Raw genomic sequence first — 15153 nt, 5'->3', positions numbered from 1 at the left:
GCCATGAGTCCTGCATCCGTTCTTTCCGCCGCGCCGGCCGGCCTGGCCGTGCGCGACCAGGCGCCCGCGGCCGCCGGGCAGGGATCGCTGGGCATCCGGACCGAGGCGTTGAGCAAGTCCTACGGCGCGTTCGCGGCGCTCGACCGCGTCTCGCTCGACGTGAAGCCCGGCGAATTCCTCACCTTGCTCGGGCCCTCGGGTTCGGGCAAGACCACGCTGCTCAACATCATCGCGGGCTTCATTGCGCCGGACGAGGGCACGCTGTGGTTCGGCGGCGATGACGTCACCGCCCGGCCGGTGCACGAGCGCGGGCTGGGCATGGTGTTCCAGAACTACGCCCTGTTCCCGCACAAGAGCGTGTACGAAAACATCGCCTTTCCGCTGCGGGTGCGCAAGATGGCGGGCCCGGAGATCGACCGGCGCGTGCGTGAGGCCCTCGAGCTGGTGCAGCTCTCGCAGCTCGGCGGCCGCAGCATCTCGGCCCTCTCTGGCGGCCAGCGCCAGCGCGTGGCGCTGGCCCGCGCCGTGGTGTTCGCGCCGCGCATCGTGCTGATGGACGAGCCGCTGTCGGCGCTGGACAAGAACCTGCGCGAGCAGATGCAGGTCGAGATCCGCCGCCTGCACGAGAAGATCGGCGCCACCACCCTCTACGTCACCCACGACCAGCGCGAGGCGCTGACCATGAGCGACCGGGTCGCCGTGATGAACAAGGGACGGATCGAGCAGTGCGACGCTCCTGCGCGCATCTATGAAAAGCCCGCCAGCCGCTTCGTTGCCGGCTTCATCGGAGAAACGACGCTGGTGCCCGTCACCCAGGCATCGGCGGGCACCGTAGCCCTGCCGGACGGCCGCCTGCTGGCGGTGGCCGACCCGCTGCCCGACGCGCCTTCGCTGCATGTGGCGCTGCGGGCCGAGCGCCTCTTGCTGCCGGGCGAGTATGGCGAGGGATTCAACCGCATTCCCGCCCGGCTGACGGACGTGATCTACCAGGGCGACAGCCTGCTGATGCTGGCGCAGATCGCCGGAGCGCAGGCCATCTCGATCCGCAAGCCCCTGCGCGGCGGCGTCGAGGCGCAGACCTGGGCGGCCGGCCAGGCCGTCGAGCTGGGCCTGTCGCCCTCCGCCACCATCGTCGTGCCCGACTAGGACCTCGCTTCATGGAACAGACCATCGCCCCGCCCGCCTCCACCCGGCCGCGCCCGCAGCCTCCGCGCGCCATGCCGATTCCACCCGAAGGCGAGAACGGGCTGTTCTCGCAGTCGTGGTACCCGGTCGCGCTCGCCTCGGACCTGGCGGCGGGCCAGATCCTGGGCCTTGAGTTCCTGGACGGCAAGATCGTCGTCTTCCGCAAGGAGGGCGGCGCACCGCAGGCCATGAGCGCCTACTGCCCGCACGTGGGCGCGGACCTGTCGGTGGGCCGGGTCGTGGGCAACCACGTGCAGTGCGCCTTCCACCACTGGGAGTACAACGGCGACGGTGTGTGCGTGAAGACCGGCATTGGCGACCCGCCACCCCGCTCGGCCTGCCTGTTCGTCTTTCCGACGCAGGAGCGCTTCGGCATCATCTGGGTCTTCAACGGCGAGACGCCGCTGTTCGATCTGCCGCAACTGCCCTATCCCGATGCCGAACTGGCCGCCAGCGCCTACCGCATGGGCGAGCGCCTGCAGTGCGACCCCTGGGTGTTCGCCGCCAACACGCCGGACATGCAGCACCTGAAGGTGGTGCACAAGATCCGCTTCGACGCGGACGACCCGCACGAACTCGTGCGCTGGCACGAGCACGGCATGGAATTCAGCTACAGCGGCGTTCATCAGGGCAATGTGCCGATCGCCAACACGGCCGGCATCCTGGGCACCAGCGTGTTCTACCGCTGGGGCCTGTACAACGGCTACTGGCGCTGCAACGTGACCGGCTTCAGCCTGCCGCGGCCCGGCCAGCACGAGGTGTTCAGCTGCAGCCTGGTGCGTGCCGGCCCCGACGCCGCGGCGCAGCTCCAGGATGTGCTGGCCATCAGCCGGCGCACGGTCGGCGAGGACAAGGACATCCTCAACACCATTCACTACCGGCAAGGCCTGCTCACCAAGGCCGACACGACGCTGGGGCGCTTCCTGCGCTATCTGCGGGCCTATCCGCGCGCCCATCCCTCGGCCCCGTTCATCAACTGACGCCATGGCCACGCATGTCCTTCCCGCCGCCGCCGCGCGCCCGCGCGGCCTGGAGCGCCGCGAGCAGCGCTGGGCGCTGCTGAACGTGTCGCCGGCCGCGGCGCTGATCTTCGCGCTGCTGGCCGTGCCGCTGCTGTGGCTGTTCGCCCTGTCCTTCACGGGGCCGCAAGGCGGCTTCACGCTGGACAACTACGCCCGCATCTTCGACGACACCTCCTATGCCCGGGCCTTCTACCTCACCGCGTGGCTGGCCGTGGTCACCACCGTCGTGTGCGCGCTCGCGGGCTACGTACTGGCCTATGCCATGACGCTGATGCCGCGCTGGGCCGCCACGCTGGTCATGGCGCTGGTGGCCCTGCCGTTCTGGACCAGCGTGCTGGTGCGCACCTACGCCTGGCTGGTGCTGCTGCAGAACCGCGGCATCGTCAATACGCTGCTGCTCAAGTCAGGGCTGATCGACACCCCGATACCGATGATGCACAACGCCGTCGGCGCCCTGGTGGGCATGGTCCACATCATGCTGCCCTTCATGGTGTTTCCGCTGTACGCGGCGTTGCAGAAGGTCGACCCTGACCACACCCGGGCCGCCGCCGGCATGGGCGCCTCGCCGCTCTACACGTTCTGGCACGTCTTCTTTCCGCAGACGATGGCCGGCATCGTGGCCGGGTGCGTGCTGGTCTTCGTGCTGTGCCTGGGCTTCTACATCACGCCGGCCTTGCTGGGCGGTGGGCGCACGGTGGTGATGTCCATCCTGATCGAGCACGAGGTCAACAGCAGCATGAACTGGGGCACGGCCAGCGCCGTCGCCATCTTCTTCGTGGCCGCGGTGCTGGCCATCTTCGCCGCCGCCGGGCGCTACATGCCGGTCGAGCGGCTGTTCCAGAAATAAGCCATGAACGCTCTCGTGTCCCACCGCCGCCGGATCTGGCTCTATGCACTGGCCGCACTGGTCGTGCTGTTCCTCGTGCTGCCGGTGCTGGTGGTAATCCCCATGTCCTTTTCGGACTCGCGCATGCTGGACTTCCCGCCGCGCGGCTGGTCGCTGCGCTGGTATGAGCGCTTCTTCACCGCACTCGAATGGTATGGGGCCCTCCTGGTGAGCCTGAAGCTGGCCTTCTGCACCACGCTGCTGGCGACGCCCCTGGGCGTCGCGGCCGCCTACGGCATCCACCACGGGCGCACGGCCAGCGTGCGCCTGGCGCAGACCTTCCTGCTGCTGCCCCTGATGGTGCCCCACATCATCCTGGCCATTGGCATCTTCTACATCTTCGTGAGGCTGGAGATCCTCGGCAACTTCGCAGGCATCGCGCTGGCCCACACCATGCTGGCGCTGCCCTTCGTCGTCGTGACGGTGCTGGCGGGCCTGCGCTCCTTCGACATGTCGCAGGAGCTGGTGGCGCGCAGCCTGGGCTGCACGCGGCTGCGCGCCTTCCTCACGGTCACCCTGCCGCAGATCCGCACCAGCGTGCTGTCCGGGGCGCTGTTCGCCTTCGTCACCTCGCTGGACGAGGTGGTGGTCTCGCTGTTCATCGCCGCCGGCGACAACGCCACCATCACCAAGGTGATGTTCGGCTCCCTGCGCGACGAGATCGACCCGACGCTCTCGACCGTCAGCACGCTGCTGATCCTGGGCAGCCTGGCGGTCGTGGTGCTGGGCATGGTGTCGGCCCGGCACCGCGGTGGCCAGGCCCCAGGCGCCTGAGCGGCCGCGCGCACCGGCCGCCGCCGGGGGGCCGCCGCGTCGCGGCGTCCAAGTAATATGGCGCCCATGCAGCCGTATCTCCTGTCCGTCCGGAACCTGACCAAGCGCTATGGCCCGTCCCTGGCCGTCGACGGCGTCTCGTTCGACATCGCTCCCGGCGAATGCCTGGGCGTGATCGGCCCCAATGGCGCCGGCAAGACCACCACCATCCGCATGTGCCTGGGCCTGACGGCGCCGGATGCGGGCGAGATCACGGCGCTGGGCCTGCAGATGCCGCGCGACGTGCTGGCCATCAAGGAGCAGCTCGGCGTGGTGAGCCAGTTCGACACGCTCGACCCGGACTTCACCTGCGCCGAAAACCTGCTGGTCTATGGCCGCTACTTCGGCATGCGCCGCGCCGACATCGAGGCGCGCATCCCGAGGCTGCTGGAGTTCGCGGCGCTCACCCACAAGGCCGATGCCAAGCCCGGCGAGCTCTCGGGCGGCATGAAGCGCCGGCTCAGCCTGGCCCGCGCGCTGGTCAACGAGCCCCGGCTGCTGCTGCTGGACGAGCCCACCACCGGGCTGGACCCGCAGGCGCGGCACTTGATGTGGGAACGCCTGCAACTGCTGCTGCAGCAGGGCAAGTCGATCCTGCTGACCACCCACTTCATGGACGAGGCCGAACGCCTGTGCTCGCGCCTGCTGGTGCTGGACCACGGCCGCAAGATCGCCGAAGGCCGGCCGCGCGACCTGATCGCCCAGCACCTGGAGCCTGACGTGGTGGAGGTCTACGGCAACGGTGCGCTGGCGCTGGTGGATTCGCCGCTCAAGGCGCTGGCCGCGCGCGTCGAGGTCAGCGGCGAGACGGTATTTTTCTACACGCAGAGCGCCAAGCCGCTGCTGGAAGGGCTGGCCGCCCACCCGCAGCTGCGCACGCTGCACCGGCCGGCCAACCTGGAGGACCTGTTCCTCAAGCTCACCGGCCGCCAGATCAGGGAGGACGCTTGACCATGAGCAGCGACAACAGCCTGGCGGTGCCAGAACCCACCCTGTCGGCCTGGCGCGCGCCCGAGCTGTCGTGGCGCTGGTGGCCGGTGTTCCTGCGCAACCTGCTGGTGTGGCGCAAGCTCGCGGTGCCCAGCCTGGTGGGCAACATCGCCGAGCCGCTGATCTGGCTGGTGGCCTTCGGCTACGGCATGGGCGCGCTGGTCGGCCAGGTCAACCTGGGCGGGCAGAGCGTGCCCTACATCCTGTTCCTCGCCAGCGGCTCGATCTGCATGAGCGCCATGAACGCGGCTTCGTTCGAGGCGCTGTACTCGGCGTTCTCGCGCATGCAGGTGCAGCGCACCTGGGACGGCATCATGAACGCGCCGGTGAGCCTGGACAACATCGTGCTGGCCGAGATGCTGTGGGCCTCGTTCAAGGCGCTGTTCACCGTGACGGCCATCCTGGGCGTGATGCTGGCGCTCGGCATCAGCCACAGCCCCAAGCTGCTGCTGGCCTGGCCCCTTCTGTTCCTGGCCGGCATCAGCTTCTCATGCATCGCGCTGATCTTCAATGCGCTGGCCAAGGGCTACGACTTCTTCACCTACTACTTCACGCTGTTCCTCACGCCCATGATGTTCCTGAGCGGCGTGTTCTTCCCGCGCGAACAGCTGCCAAGCGTGGTGCGCGTGGTCTCCGACTGGTTGCCGCTGACCAACGCGGTGGAGCTGGTACGCCCGCTGTTCATGGACCAGTGGCCCGAGCATCCGCTGCGCAACCTGCTGGTGCTGCTGGCCTACGCCGTAGCCGCCTTCTGGCTGGCGCTGGCGCTCACCCGCCGGCGCTTCAAGGCCTGAATGCCATGGCCGCCAGCCTGTTGACGCCGGAGTTCATCGCGCTCATCAGCCAGGGGGTGACCACCATCGTCTGCTCGCGCGACCAGGCCAACCGGCCCAGCGTCATGCGCGCGGTGGGCAGCACGATCACGCCCGAGGGCCGCACCATCACGGTCTACCTCACGCGCCGCTCGTCGCGCCAGCTAGTGCAGGACATCGCCGCCACGGGAAGCGCCGCGGTGGTGTTCAGCGTGCCCTTCACGCACCGCACCGTGCAGGTCAAGACGGAACGCGCGCGCATCCGCGAGGCAAGTCCGGACGACGAGCCGCTGCTGGCGCGCTACCTGCAGGCGATGGAGCAGGAAGTCCTGCGCGTGGGTTATCCCCCCTCGCTCACGCGTGCCATGCTGTCTCATCGGATCGAGGACGTGGTGGCGGTCAGCTTCGAGCCCCTGCAGGCCTTCGACCAGACACCCGGCCCGCGCGCCGGCGCGGCCCTCGGCGAGGAGGGAGCGGCATGAGCCCGGCCGACGACAGCGCCTCCATGGCCGAGATCCGGCCCTGCCTGGAGGGCGCCATTCCCGCCATGATGGGCACCTGCGCACCCGACGGCACGCCCAACATCGCCCTGATCTCGCAGGTGTTCCATGTCGACGAACGCCATGTGGCGCTGTCGTTCCAGTTTTTCAACAAGACGCGACAGAACATCCTGGTCAACCCGCACGCCACGGTGCTGGTGATGCACCCGGTCACCGCGCAGTTCTACCGCCTGTCGATCCGCTACCTGCGCACCGAAACGCAGGGCCCGCTGTTCGAGAGCATGAAGGCGCAGCTCGCGGGCATCGCCTCGCACAGCGGCATGGCCAGCGTGTTCGCCCTGCTGGGCTCCGATGTCTACGAGGTGCGCGAGATCGAGCGCGTCGAAGGCCAGCCGCTGCCCGCCCCGCTGCCGCGCAGCGGCATGCTGGGCGCGGTGCGCCGCTGCAGCGAGCGGCTGTCGCGCTGCACCACGCTGGACGAGCTGCTGAACGCCGCGCTGGGCACGCTCAGCGACACCCTGGGCGTGCGCCATGCCATGGTGCTGATGCTCGATGCCGGCAGCGGCCGGCTCTACACCGTAGCCAGCTGCGGCTATGCCGTCTCGGGCGTGGGCTCGGAAATCGAGATGGGCGATGGCGTGATCGGCGTGGCCGCGCGCGAACGCACGCCGGTGCGCATCCTGCACATGACCAGCGCCTACCTCTACAGCCACGCCATCCGCAGCAGCCTGCGCGCCGACGCGCCCGGCATGCCGCTGGACACCGACATCCCCTACCCCGGACTCGCCGAACCGCACAGCCAGCTCGCCGTGCCCATCCTGTCGGCGGGGCGGCTGCTGGGCGTGCTGTTCGTGGAAAGCCCGAACGACCAGCAATTCACCTACGAGGACGAAGACGTGCTGGTGGCCGTGGCCGGCCAGCTGGGTTCGGCCATCGACCTGATGCAGGCCGCCACCGAGGCGGCCGACACGGGCGTGGCCACCGCCGCCGCGCCGGTGGCGGGCGCGCCGCTGCTGGTGCGCCGCTTCGGCCCCAATGACAGCGTCTTCATCAACGACACCTACCTGATCAAGGGCGTGGCCGGCGCCATCTTCTGGAAGCTGCTGCGCGACCATGCGCAGCAGGGCCGCACCGAATTCTCCAACCGCGAGCTGCGGCTGGACCCGTCGATCAGGCTGCCCGACGTGACGGACAACCTCGAAGCCCGGCTGCTGCTGCTGCAGCGGCGGCTGCAGGAAAACAGCCCGCACATCCGCATCGAGAAAACCGGCCGCGGCCGCTTCCGCCTCGCGGTGGGCCGCCCCGTGGTGCTGGAAGACGTGGCGGGCTGAGCCCCCGGCAGTCTTCCGCCGTTCAGGCCCTCACCAGCCCCGACACCGGCGACAGGCCCAGGCTGCGCATGAGCTTGGCCCATTCGGCATCCGTCAGGTGCGGCCGCGCGACCTCCAGCGCGGCCTGGAATGCCTGCGGCGGCGCATGGCGCTGCACGTCGCCCAGCATGGCCGCGCGTTCGGACGGATTCATGAACGGCACCATCCAGCGCATGACGTACATCATCTCCTCCGGCGGGATCGACGCCACCAGCGCATTGTGGATGGCGATGAGCTCGGCATCGGTGTAGCGGCTCCACAGCACGGCGTTGTGCGCGGTTTCCTCCACGTGCATGTGCTCGAAGTTGTGCGCGATGAACAGCGCGAGCTGGCGGTAGAGTCCCAGCGCCGCCGCGGCGCGCCCTGCGCGCGGGGCCGTCAGCAGCGCGGTGACCGCGGAGCCCAGCTCGGTGATGCCGCGCTCGTGCTCTTCGTGCTCGTGGGCAATGACCTCGCTGGCGCCGGGCGCGCGGGCTTCGATGGCCGCATGGATGAACTGGTTCTCGTGCGTCAGGTGCGCGCGGCAGAAATCCAGCAGTTCCATCACGCGGTGGCAGGTCTGCGCGAGTTCGAAATCGTCTTCGGTGTCCATCCGGCCCAGCCCCAGCAGCGTGTCGGCCATCAGGGCGCGCAGCGCCTTGTGGATGCCTGAATACAGGTCCTCGCGCGGTGCGGCGGGCACAGAGGCCAGTTCGGCCATTTCCTTGGGATCGATGTTCATCGTCGTGCTTCTTTCTCTTCGATGGGCCAGGCGGCGCCGGAGGCGTCCGGCCTGGCAGGGTGGACTGGCGGCAATGCCCCATGCACTGCGGCCATGGAAAGAAGTCTAGGAACGGGGCCCTCACGGCGTTGCTAAAAAATACTTAAGGCCACACTAAAGAATTCTTAAGCGCGCGTCCGGTTGCGGCCGCAGCCGAAAAGCTGCGACATCCATCACAACTTTGGCGGCGCATGGAGCGCTGCCGCGCGAGCCCGGCTGCGCATGCGCCCGCAGGCCGATGGGCGGCGGCGAACCTCCGCCCATGCAGGCGTTACCATTCCCGGCTGAACCTGCCTTCCCCTCTCTTTCTCATCTTCCCGGAGCCTTTCCTCATGAGCCAGAACCTTTCCATCCAGACCGTCGGCATCATCGGCGCCGGCACCATGGGCAACGGCATCGCGCAGGCCTGCGCGGTGTCGGGCATCGACGTGGTGATGGTGGACATCACCGACGCGGCCGTGGCCAAGGGCCTGGCCACGGTGGCGGGTAGCCTGGACCGGCTGATCAAGAAGGAAAAGATCACCGAGGCCGACAAGGCCGCGGCGCTGGCGCGCATCCAGACCTCCACCAACTATGAGGCGCTCAAGGCCGCGCAACTGGTGATCGAGGCCGCCACCGAGAATTACGAGCTCAAGCTCAAGATCCTCAAGCAGGCCGACGCGCTGCTGGCGCCCGAGGTGATCATCGCCTCCAACACCTCGTCGATCTCCATCACCAAGCTGGCGGCCGCCACCTCGCGCGCCGACCGTTTCATCGGCATGCACTTCTTCAACCCGGTGCCGATGATGGCGCTGGTGGAGATCATCCGCGGCCTGCAGACCAGCGATGCCACGCACGATGCCGTCAAGGCGCTGGCCGAGGCGCTGGGCAAGTCGCCGATCACGGTGAAGAACGCGCCGGGCTTCGTGGTCAACCGCATCCTGGTGCCGATGATCAACGAGGCCTTCTTCGTGCTGGCCGAGGGCCTGGCCACGCCGGAGGACATCGACGCGGGCATGAAGCTCGGCTGCAACCAGCCGATCGGCCCGCTGGCGCTGGCCGACATGATCGGCCTGGACGTGTGCCTGGCGGTGATGGAGGTCTACCTCACCGAGTTCGGCGACAGCAAGTACCGCCCCTGCCCGCTGCTCAAGGAGATGGTGGCCGCCGGCCGCCTGGGCCGCAAGACGGGCCGCGGCGTCTACGCCTACTGAGGAACGGCCATGAGCGTCGCGGAACATCCCGAAGGCAGCATCGACTGCGAGGTGCTCGACCATGTGCTGCTCATCAGCATCAACCGGCCGGCCAAGCGCAACGGCTTCACGCCCAAGATGTTCCGCGAGCTCGGCGAGGCCTACACCCGGCTGGACGACGAGCCGGCGCTGCGCGTGGGCGTGCTCCATGCCATGGGCGAGCACTTCACCGCGGGGCTCGACCTGCCCACCATTGCGCCGTTGATGCGCCGGGGCGAGAAAGCCATTCCGCTGGGGCTGGTGGAGCCGACCGACCTGGGCACGCCCGGCTACCGCCGCCGCACCAAGCCCATGATGGTGGCGGTCAAGGGCATCACCTTCACGCTGGGCATCGAGCTGATGCTGGCGGCCGACATCGTGATCGCGGCCGACAACTGCCGTTTCTCGCAACTGGAGGTCAGGCGCGGCATCATGGCCACGGGCGGCGCCACGCTGCGCATGGCCGAGCGCGCCGGTCTGGGCAATGCGCTGCTGCACCTGCTGACCGGCGACGAGTTCGGCAGCGCCGAGGCACTGCGCCTGCATTTCGTGCAGAAGGTGGTACCGGCGGGCCAGGAACTGGACGAGGCCTTGCGCCTGGCGCAGAGCATTGCCGCCCAGGCGCCGCTGGCGGTGACCGCCACGCGCCTGAATGCGCTCAAGGCCGTGGAGCACGGGCCGCTGGCAGCGATGCAGGACTTCATCGAGGTGCAGCAGCGCCTGTCCAACAGCGAAGACGCGGCCGAGGGCGTGCGCTCCTTCATCGAGAAGCGCCCGGCCCGCTTCACCGGCCGCTGAGCCGTTGCAGCCGTAGCGCCAAGGCGTGGGTTACTTGTCGCAACAATTAACTTGTACACAATTTAATTGTTGACTATAATTCGACCATGCCCGCCGACAAGTCTCTCACCGCCCAGGCCCTGCTGCTCGACAACCAGCTGTGCTTCGCGCTGTATTCCACCTCGCTGGCCATGACCAAGCTGTACAAGCCGCTGCTCGACGAACTGGGCCTGACCTACCCGCAATACCTGGTGATGCTGGTGCTGTGGGAAGGCGACGGGCTGATGGTCTCGGAGCTCGGCGAGCGCCTGTACCTCGATTCGGGCACGCTCACGCCGCTGCTCAAGCGGCTGGAGGCCGCGGGCCTGATCGCCCGCATCCGCGACGTGCAGGACGAGCGGCGCGTACGCGTCAGCCTCACGGCCGCCGGGCGCGCGCTCAAGACCCGGGCCGCGCGGATTCCGGGCTGCATCCTGAGCGCCAGCCAGTGCTCCATTCCCGAACTGATTTCCCTCACCCAGCAGGTGCAAGCCCTGCGTCAGCGCCTGACGGCCTGAAGACCGTTCTCCCCGTCCACCCAACCTCCATCACTCGAAGGAAACCACCATGACCCAGCTCGACAAAGTTCTGTACACCGCCCGCGCCCACACCACTGGCGGCCGCGACGGCGCCTCCAAGACCGACGACGGCCGCCTGGACGTCACGCTGTCCTCGCCCGGCACCTCCGGCACCGGCACCAACCCCGAGCAGTTGTTCGCGGCCGGCTACTCCGCCTGCTTCATCGGCGCCATGAAGGCCGTTGCCGGCAAGATGAAGGTCGCGCTGCCGGCCGACCTGGCCATCGACGCCGAAGTGGACCTGGGCCCGATCCCGAACGCCTACGGCATCGCCGCGCGCCTCAAGGTCAGCCTGCCCGGCCTGGACCGCGCCGTGGCCCAGGGCGTGGTGGACGCCGCCCACCAAGTGTGCCCCTACTCCAACGCCACGCGCGGCAACATCGACGTGACAATCACGCTGGTCTGATCACGCCCGGCTGTCGCCCGCCTAGCGGCCCGCCTGTGTGGAACAGGCGGGCCTTCTTTTTTGGAAAGGCGCCTCAGCCCGTGGACGCGCGCTGGCTCAGGGGCAGGCGCCCGCCACGGCGGCCACCGGCGGCACCGCCCGAGGCTGCGATGCCTCAAGTGCGCCGGGCAGCGGCGGCAGCACCAGCTCGCAGGCGCCGGCCGCCACGCCGCGCGGGTATTCGCGCGTGCTGTCGATGCAGCCGCCGTCGGCATAGACACCCTTGGCATCGCGCATGCGCATCATGCGCTGCAGCACCTGCCGCAAGGCTTGGGGCTGGGCCTGGGTGCGCTGCACGCAGGCTTCAACCCGGGCCTCGTCCATCTGCAGCTCGCCCGCGGCATCCGTCACGACGCCATCGCGCCAGTGGTACACCTCGAGGCACTTGGACTCGAGCGTGAAGGGCCGGTCGCGCCGCCAGAAGTTGCTGAACAGGCCGCCGCCCATGTAGATGACCCACGAGCCCTCGTAGCCCATCACGTCCGAGGAGCGCTCGTCGGGGTTGCGGAACCACAGGCGGTCGCCGGGCACGTAATAGCGCGCGGGCAGCGGCGCCTCCATACTGCCGTACTCGACCAGGAAGACGTCGTGGAACTGGCCCGACCGGATGGCGTTCTGCTCGTTGCAGGACTGCAGCTCGTCGAGCAGCCGCGGGTGATGCCGGGCCGCCTCCTGGGCGATGCCCAGCAGGATCACGTACTCGGTGGCGCGGTAGCACGAGAAGTCGTACAGCTTGCCCGTCGCCTCGGGCTGGGTGGCGCAGACCAGCGCCTCGATCAGCGGGCGGCCGGGATGGAGCAGGAAGCCGTTGCCCTCGTCGTAGCGCCAGTAAGCCTCGGGACGCTCGGCGGCCTCGGTCTTGAAGGCGAGCGCCGTCTTGCGCGCGGCCAGCGCAATGTTCCGCCGCACCCGCACCTGGGACAGGAGGGCCTCCACGCCGGGATAGCCAAAACCGATGGGCGAAGCCAGCAGCGCGATCAGGATCTCGCGCTCCAGCGCCTGCGGCTCGTCCAGGCCCGCCCAGGTCTCCTGCACCCGCAACTGCAGGCCCAGGGTGTCGTGCGCGGGCGCCCAGGACTGCGCCGCTTCGCGCGTGAGCGTGCACACCAGCACATGACCGCTCACGGTGACCAGCGATTCGGTGCAGGTGTGGCCCTGCAGCCCGAGGGCCTGCAGCAGCGTGTCGAGTTCGGTGCGGTTGCGCAGGGCCTGCGCCGCGTTCTTGCCAGCGAGTTGGACGCCGCCGCGCGAGGGAATACAGGCGTTCCGTGAAGATAAGCAATCCATGCGCCTATTTCCAAGCATGGAGTCCCTGATCGCAATAAGGAGTTTCACTCCCCCAGGCGGCGCAAGGCATGCCGTGCCCGCTCCGCCTCACAGCGACAGCGGCAGCTCCAGGAACTCCGCGTACACCCTGTCGCGGTGCGCGAGCAGGATCGGGTCCAGCGCCGCGGCGGTCTGCGCGTCGCGCGTTTCGAAGGCCGCGCGCGTGCCGGCGTCCATCGCGCATTGCGCCGGCGGCAGCGGATCGAACAGGGCGGCAAAGGTCGCGCTGTAGATGTCTGCCGCGCTCAGCGCGTGGCCCACGTAGTAGGGGCTCCCCGCGGCGCGCTGGGCCTGCAGGCGCGCGGCCAGCATGCCCAGCAGCTGCGCCACCCGGGCGTCGGCCGCGGCGCCGGCTTCGGGGCTGTAGCCGTATTTCTTGCCCAGGTACTTCGCCACCCGCTCCGGAAAGCCGCCCGCGCCGTGCAGGCCGGCATGGATCAGCTGCAGGCGGCGCGACCAGCCCAGGCCCGCTTCGCCGCAGATTTCGTGGGCCAGCCCGAAGACCAGCGCGCGCTCGGCCGGGTCGGCCGGCAGCAGCGAGGGCGCGGGCGCCAGGCGCTCGGCCAGCAGGAGGATGTCGGCCCAGCCGGCGCGCGGCGGTTCGTTCCGGTAGAGGGCCACCGGCCCGTTGCGCGCGCCGGTCCAGGCCTTGAGCGGCTCGCTGTCGTAGGCCAGGCGCACGGCCACCCAGTCGATGCGCTTGATGTGCAGGATGCCCTTGGCAGCCTCGCCCCAGGGGCTGGGCACCTGGCCCACCACCACCATGCGCAGGCCGTCGTGCTGCAGGGCCTCTTCCACGCTCACATACTGAAAACTCATTGGGGTCTCCGCGCACGCCGGGGCCATGCCAGCCATGGCCGTCGGGGCGTGCCGCGTGATTATGGCGATGGGCGCCCGGCGCCCTGTCACCTGCGCGATGGGCGGGGCCTCTGGAGCCCTTGCCGCCGCCGGCGCGCTGCGCTACGGTAGCGGCATGACCACCCAACTCCTCGTCCGCAAGGACCAGCTTGCCACCACCCGGCTGCGCAGCACCGACGACACGCCGCTGGCCGACGGCCAGGTGCGCGTGCGCGTCGAGTCGTTCGCGCTGACCGCCAACAACATCACCTATGCGGCCTTCGGCGACGCGATGGACTACTGGCAGTTCTTCCCCACGGGCGAGGACGGCTGGGGCACCGTGCCGGTCTGGGGCTTCGCCACGGTGACGCAATCGCTGCACCCGGGCGTGGCCGTGGGCGAGCGGCTCTATGGCTACTGGCCGATGGCCTCCAGCGCGGTGCTGGCGCCCGCGCGGCTCTCGCCTGCGGGCTTTGTCGACGGCGCGCCGCACCGGGCGGCCCTGCATGCCGTCTACAACCAGTACCTGCGCTGCGCGGCCGACCCCCTGTACACCGCCGACAGCGAGGACCTGCAGTCCCTGCTGCGCCCCTTGTTCATCACCTCGTGGCTGATCGACGATTTCCTGGCCGACAACAGCTTCTTCGGCGCCACCACGATGCTGCTGTCCAGCGCCTCGAGCAAGACCGCCTATGGCACGGCCGCGCAGCTGGCGCAGCGCCCGGGCATCGAGGTGGTGGGCCTGACCTCGCCCGCCAACGTGGCGTTCTGCGAGAGCCTGGGGGTCTATCACCGCGTGCTCGCCTATGAGCAGCTCGACCTGGTGGCGGCCGACACGCCCTGCGTGTACGTGGACTTCGCCGGCAATGCGAAGCTGCGCCACGCCATCCACACGCGCTTTGCCCAGCTCCGGTTCAGCAGCTCGATCGGCGGCACGCATGTGGAACAGCTCGGCAGCGCCAGGGACCTGCCCGGCCCGCGCCCGACGCTGTTCTTCGCGCCGGCCCAGGTCAAGAAGCGCCAGGCCGACTGGGGCGCCGAGGGCCTGGGCCAGCGGCTGATGCAGGCCTGGCAGGCGTTCATCGCACAGGTGGCAGCGCCGGGCGCGCCCTGGCTCGTGGTGCAGCACTACCAGGGCCCGCAGGCGGTGCTGGCCACCTATGCCGAGGTGCTGGCCGGGCACGGCGATCCGCGCACGGGGCACATTCTTTCGCTATCAAAACAATAGCTGAAAACGAACACCCCACCTGGACATCGGCCGTAAAACGCTCAAAAAATCAAGGTTGGGGCCGTGCTGGCGCCGGAACCACCGGCTGGGCCGGCTGCGCCATGCAATGCGGCGACATGACTCCACGTAGAAATCGCTCAGGGCGCGCTGCTGCACGAAGGGCGGGGCTCGGCGCGCAGCCCGCCGGTGCGCGAGGCCGCGTCCAGCGGCAGCGCATGCACCTGCCGCCACGGCGTGTCGTAGCCGATCAAGGCCTTGGCCGACACCAGGGTGCCCGTGCTGTCCGCCAGCCGCGAGTCGTTGCGGATCGGGTTGCTCACCAGCACCGCGTTGGGAATGGTGGCCTCCGCGTTGCGCATCGTGATGATGCTTGG

General features: G+C 69.1%; 17 protein-coding genes. 13 read left to right on the top strand and 4 right to left on the bottom strand.

Features of this window, described 5'->3' with window-relative positions; all coding sequences use genetic code 11:
• Positions 1–3 precede the first annotated feature (3 nt).
• The 8 genes from MMF98_RS16480 (at position 4) to MMF98_RS16445 (ending at position 7539) form a co-directional block, all read left to right on the top strand.
• Positions 4–1146 (top strand): ABC transporter ATP-binding protein, encoded by a 1143-nt coding sequence (locus MMF98_RS16480; RefSeq protein ID WP_243307768.1) that lies wholly within the window; start codon positions 4–6, stop codon positions 1144–1146.
• 11 nt (positions 1147–1157) lie between these two features.
• Complete coding sequence (locus tag MMF98_RS16475; RefSeq protein ID WP_243307766.1) at positions 1158–2165, top strand: Rieske 2Fe-2S domain-containing protein; 1008 nt, start codon at positions 1158–1160, stop codon at positions 2163–2165.
• A 4-nt stretch (positions 2166–2169) separates the two neighbouring features.
• A complete protein-coding gene (locus tag MMF98_RS16470) occupies positions 2170–3054 on the top strand; it encodes an ABC transporter permease (RefSeq protein ID WP_243307765.1) in 885 nt (294 codons plus the stop codon).
• 3 nt (positions 3055–3057) lie between these two features.
• Positions 3058–3867: an ABC transporter permease gene (locus MMF98_RS16465; RefSeq protein ID WP_243307764.1), complete on the top strand. Its 810-nt coding sequence runs from the start codon at positions 3058–3060 to the stop codon at positions 3865–3867.
• Positions 3868–3933: 66 nt separating this feature from the next.
• On the top strand, positions 3934–4857 hold the full coding sequence (locus MMF98_RS16460) for an ATP-binding cassette domain-containing protein (RefSeq protein ID WP_243307763.1): 924 nt from the start codon (positions 3934–3936) through the stop codon (positions 4855–4857).
• Between the two features lie 2 nt (positions 4858–4859).
• Positions 4860–5690 carry an ABC transporter permease gene (locus tag MMF98_RS16455; RefSeq protein ID WP_243307762.1) on the top strand — a complete coding sequence of 277 codons (831 nt, stop codon included), beginning with the start codon at positions 4860–4862 and terminating at the stop codon, positions 5688–5690.
• Positions 5691–5695: 5 nt separating this feature from the next.
• On the top strand, positions 5696–6190 hold the full coding sequence (locus MMF98_RS16450; protein ID WP_243307761.1) for a hypothetical protein: 495 nt from the start codon (positions 5696–5698) through the stop codon (positions 6188–6190).
• A complete protein-coding gene (locus MMF98_RS16445) occupies positions 6187–7539 on the top strand; it encodes a GAF domain-containing protein (protein WP_243307760.1) in 1353 nt (450 codons plus the stop codon). Before MMF98_RS16450 ends, MMF98_RS16445 begins: the two co-directional genes overlap by 4 nt.
• Before the next feature lie 22 nt (positions 7540–7561).
• Here the strand turns inward: MMF98_RS16445 and MMF98_RS16440 are convergent, their stop codons facing one another.
• Positions 7562–8299: a hemerythrin domain-containing protein gene (locus tag MMF98_RS16440; protein ID WP_243307759.1), complete on the bottom strand. Its 738-nt coding sequence runs from the start codon at positions 8297–8299 to the stop codon at positions 7562–7564.
• A gap of 371 nt (positions 8300–8670) precedes the next feature.
• Here MMF98_RS16440 and MMF98_RS16435 point away from each other — a divergent pair, with 371 nt between their 5' ends.
• The 4 genes from MMF98_RS16435 (at position 8671) to MMF98_RS16420 (ending at position 11349) form a co-directional block, all read left to right on the top strand.
• Positions 8671–9531, top strand: coding sequence for a 3-hydroxybutyryl-CoA dehydrogenase (locus tag MMF98_RS16435; RefSeq protein WP_243307758.1), 861 nt, complete (start codon positions 8671–8673; stop codon positions 9529–9531).
• 9 nt (positions 9532–9540) lie between these two features.
• On the top strand, positions 9541–10347 hold the full coding sequence (locus tag MMF98_RS16430; RefSeq protein WP_243307756.1) for a crotonase/enoyl-CoA hydratase family protein: 807 nt from the start codon (positions 9541–9543) through the stop codon (positions 10345–10347).
• Between the two features lie 86 nt (positions 10348–10433).
• Entirely contained in the window at positions 10434–10883 is a 450-nt protein-coding gene (locus MMF98_RS16425; protein WP_243307753.1) for a MarR family winged helix-turn-helix transcriptional regulator, read from the top strand.
• A gap of 49 nt (positions 10884–10932) precedes the next feature.
• On the top strand, positions 10933–11349 hold the full coding sequence (locus MMF98_RS16420; protein WP_243307751.1) for an organic hydroperoxide resistance protein: 417 nt from the start codon (positions 10933–10935) through the stop codon (positions 11347–11349).
• 96 nt (positions 11350–11445) lie between these two features.
• Here MMF98_RS16420 and MMF98_RS16415 read toward each other — a convergent pair whose 3' ends face one another.
• A complete protein-coding gene (locus tag MMF98_RS16415) occupies positions 11446–12675 on the bottom strand; it encodes a hypothetical protein (protein ID WP_243307749.1) in 1230 nt (409 codons plus the stop codon).
• 87 nt (positions 12676–12762) lie between these two features.
• Positions 12763–13533 carry a hypothetical protein gene (locus MMF98_RS16410; protein WP_243307747.1) on the bottom strand — a complete coding sequence of 257 codons (771 nt, stop codon included), beginning with the start codon at positions 13531–13533 and terminating at the stop codon, positions 12763–12765.
• A 154-nt stretch (positions 13534–13687) separates the two neighbouring features.
• Between MMF98_RS16410 and MMF98_RS16405 the strand changes: the two genes are divergently transcribed.
• Positions 13688–14779: a DUF2855 family protein gene (locus MMF98_RS16405; protein ID WP_243307745.1), complete on the top strand. Its 1092-nt coding sequence runs from the start codon at positions 13688–13690 to the stop codon at positions 14777–14779.
• Positions 14780–14916: 137 nt separating this feature from the next.
• Here the strand turns inward: MMF98_RS16405 and MMF98_RS16400 are convergent, their stop codons facing one another.
• On the bottom strand, positions 14917–15138 hold the full coding sequence (locus tag MMF98_RS16400; RefSeq protein WP_243307743.1) for a hypothetical protein: 222 nt from the start codon (positions 15136–15138) through the stop codon (positions 14917–14919).
• Positions 15139–15153: the final 15 nt, after the last annotated feature.

Origin of the sequence: Variovorax terrae (assembly GCF_022809125.1) — a bacterium.
GTDB lineage: Bacteria > Pseudomonadota > Gammaproteobacteria > Burkholderiales > Burkholderiaceae_C > Variovorax_A > Variovorax_A terrae.
The sequence above is the reverse complement of the archived record's forward strand: the minus strand, read 5'-3'. Positions and strand labels throughout refer to the sequence as shown.

What these genes read in the sequence shown, in the direction of transcription:
- MMF98_RS16480 (WP_243307768.1), top strand. Translation starts at nt 4, where the DNA reads ATGAGTCCTGCATCCGTTCTTTCCGCCGCGCCGGCCGGCCTGGCCGTG.
- MMF98_RS16475 (WP_243307766.1), top strand. Translation starts at nt 1,158, where the DNA reads ATGGAACAGACCATCGCCCCGCCCGCCTCCACCCGGCCGCGCCCGCAG.
- MMF98_RS16470 (WP_243307765.1), top strand. Translation starts at nt 2,170, where the DNA reads ATGGCCACGCATGTCCTTCCCGCCGCCGCCGCGCGCCCGCGCGGCCTG.
- MMF98_RS16465 (WP_243307764.1), top strand. Translation starts at nt 3,058, where the DNA reads ATGAACGCTCTCGTGTCCCACCGCCGCCGGATCTGGCTCTATGCACTG.
- MMF98_RS16460 (WP_243307763.1), top strand. Translation starts at nt 3,934, where the DNA reads ATGCAGCCGTATCTCCTGTCCGTCCGGAACCTGACCAAGCGCTATGGC.
- MMF98_RS16455 (WP_243307762.1), top strand. Translation starts at nt 4,860, where the DNA reads ATGAGCAGCGACAACAGCCTGGCGGTGCCAGAACCCACCCTGTCGGCC.
- MMF98_RS16450 (WP_243307761.1), top strand. Translation starts at nt 5,696, where the DNA reads ATGGCCGCCAGCCTGTTGACGCCGGAGTTCATCGCGCTCATCAGCCAG.
- MMF98_RS16445 (WP_243307760.1), top strand. Translation starts at nt 6,187, where the DNA reads ATGAGCCCGGCCGACGACAGCGCCTCCATGGCCGAGATCCGGCCCTGC.
- MMF98_RS16440 (WP_243307759.1), bottom strand. Translation starts at nt 8,299, where the DNA reads ATGAACATCGATCCCAAGGAAATGGCCGAACTGGCCTCTGTGCCCGCC.
- MMF98_RS16435 (WP_243307758.1), top strand. Translation starts at nt 8,671, where the DNA reads ATGAGCCAGAACCTTTCCATCCAGACCGTCGGCATCATCGGCGCCGGC.
- MMF98_RS16430 (WP_243307756.1), top strand. Translation starts at nt 9,541, where the DNA reads ATGAGCGTCGCGGAACATCCCGAAGGCAGCATCGACTGCGAGGTGCTC.
- MMF98_RS16425 (WP_243307753.1), top strand. Translation starts at nt 10,434, where the DNA reads ATGCCCGCCGACAAGTCTCTCACCGCCCAGGCCCTGCTGCTCGACAAC.
- MMF98_RS16420 (WP_243307751.1), top strand. Translation starts at nt 10,933, where the DNA reads ATGACCCAGCTCGACAAAGTTCTGTACACCGCCCGCGCCCACACCACT.
- MMF98_RS16415 (WP_243307749.1), bottom strand. Translation starts at nt 12,675, where the DNA reads ATGGATTGCTTATCTTCACGGAACGCCTGTATTCCCTCGCGCGGCGGC.
- MMF98_RS16410 (WP_243307747.1), bottom strand. Translation starts at nt 13,533, where the DNA reads ATGAGTTTTCAGTATGTGAGCGTGGAAGAGGCCCTGCAGCACGACGGC.
- MMF98_RS16405 (WP_243307745.1), top strand. Translation starts at nt 13,688, where the DNA reads ATGACCACCCAACTCCTCGTCCGCAAGGACCAGCTTGCCACCACCCGG.
- MMF98_RS16400 (WP_243307743.1), bottom strand. Translation starts at nt 15,138, where the DNA reads ATGCGCAACGCGGAGGCCACCATTCCCAACGCGGTGCTGGTGAGCAAC.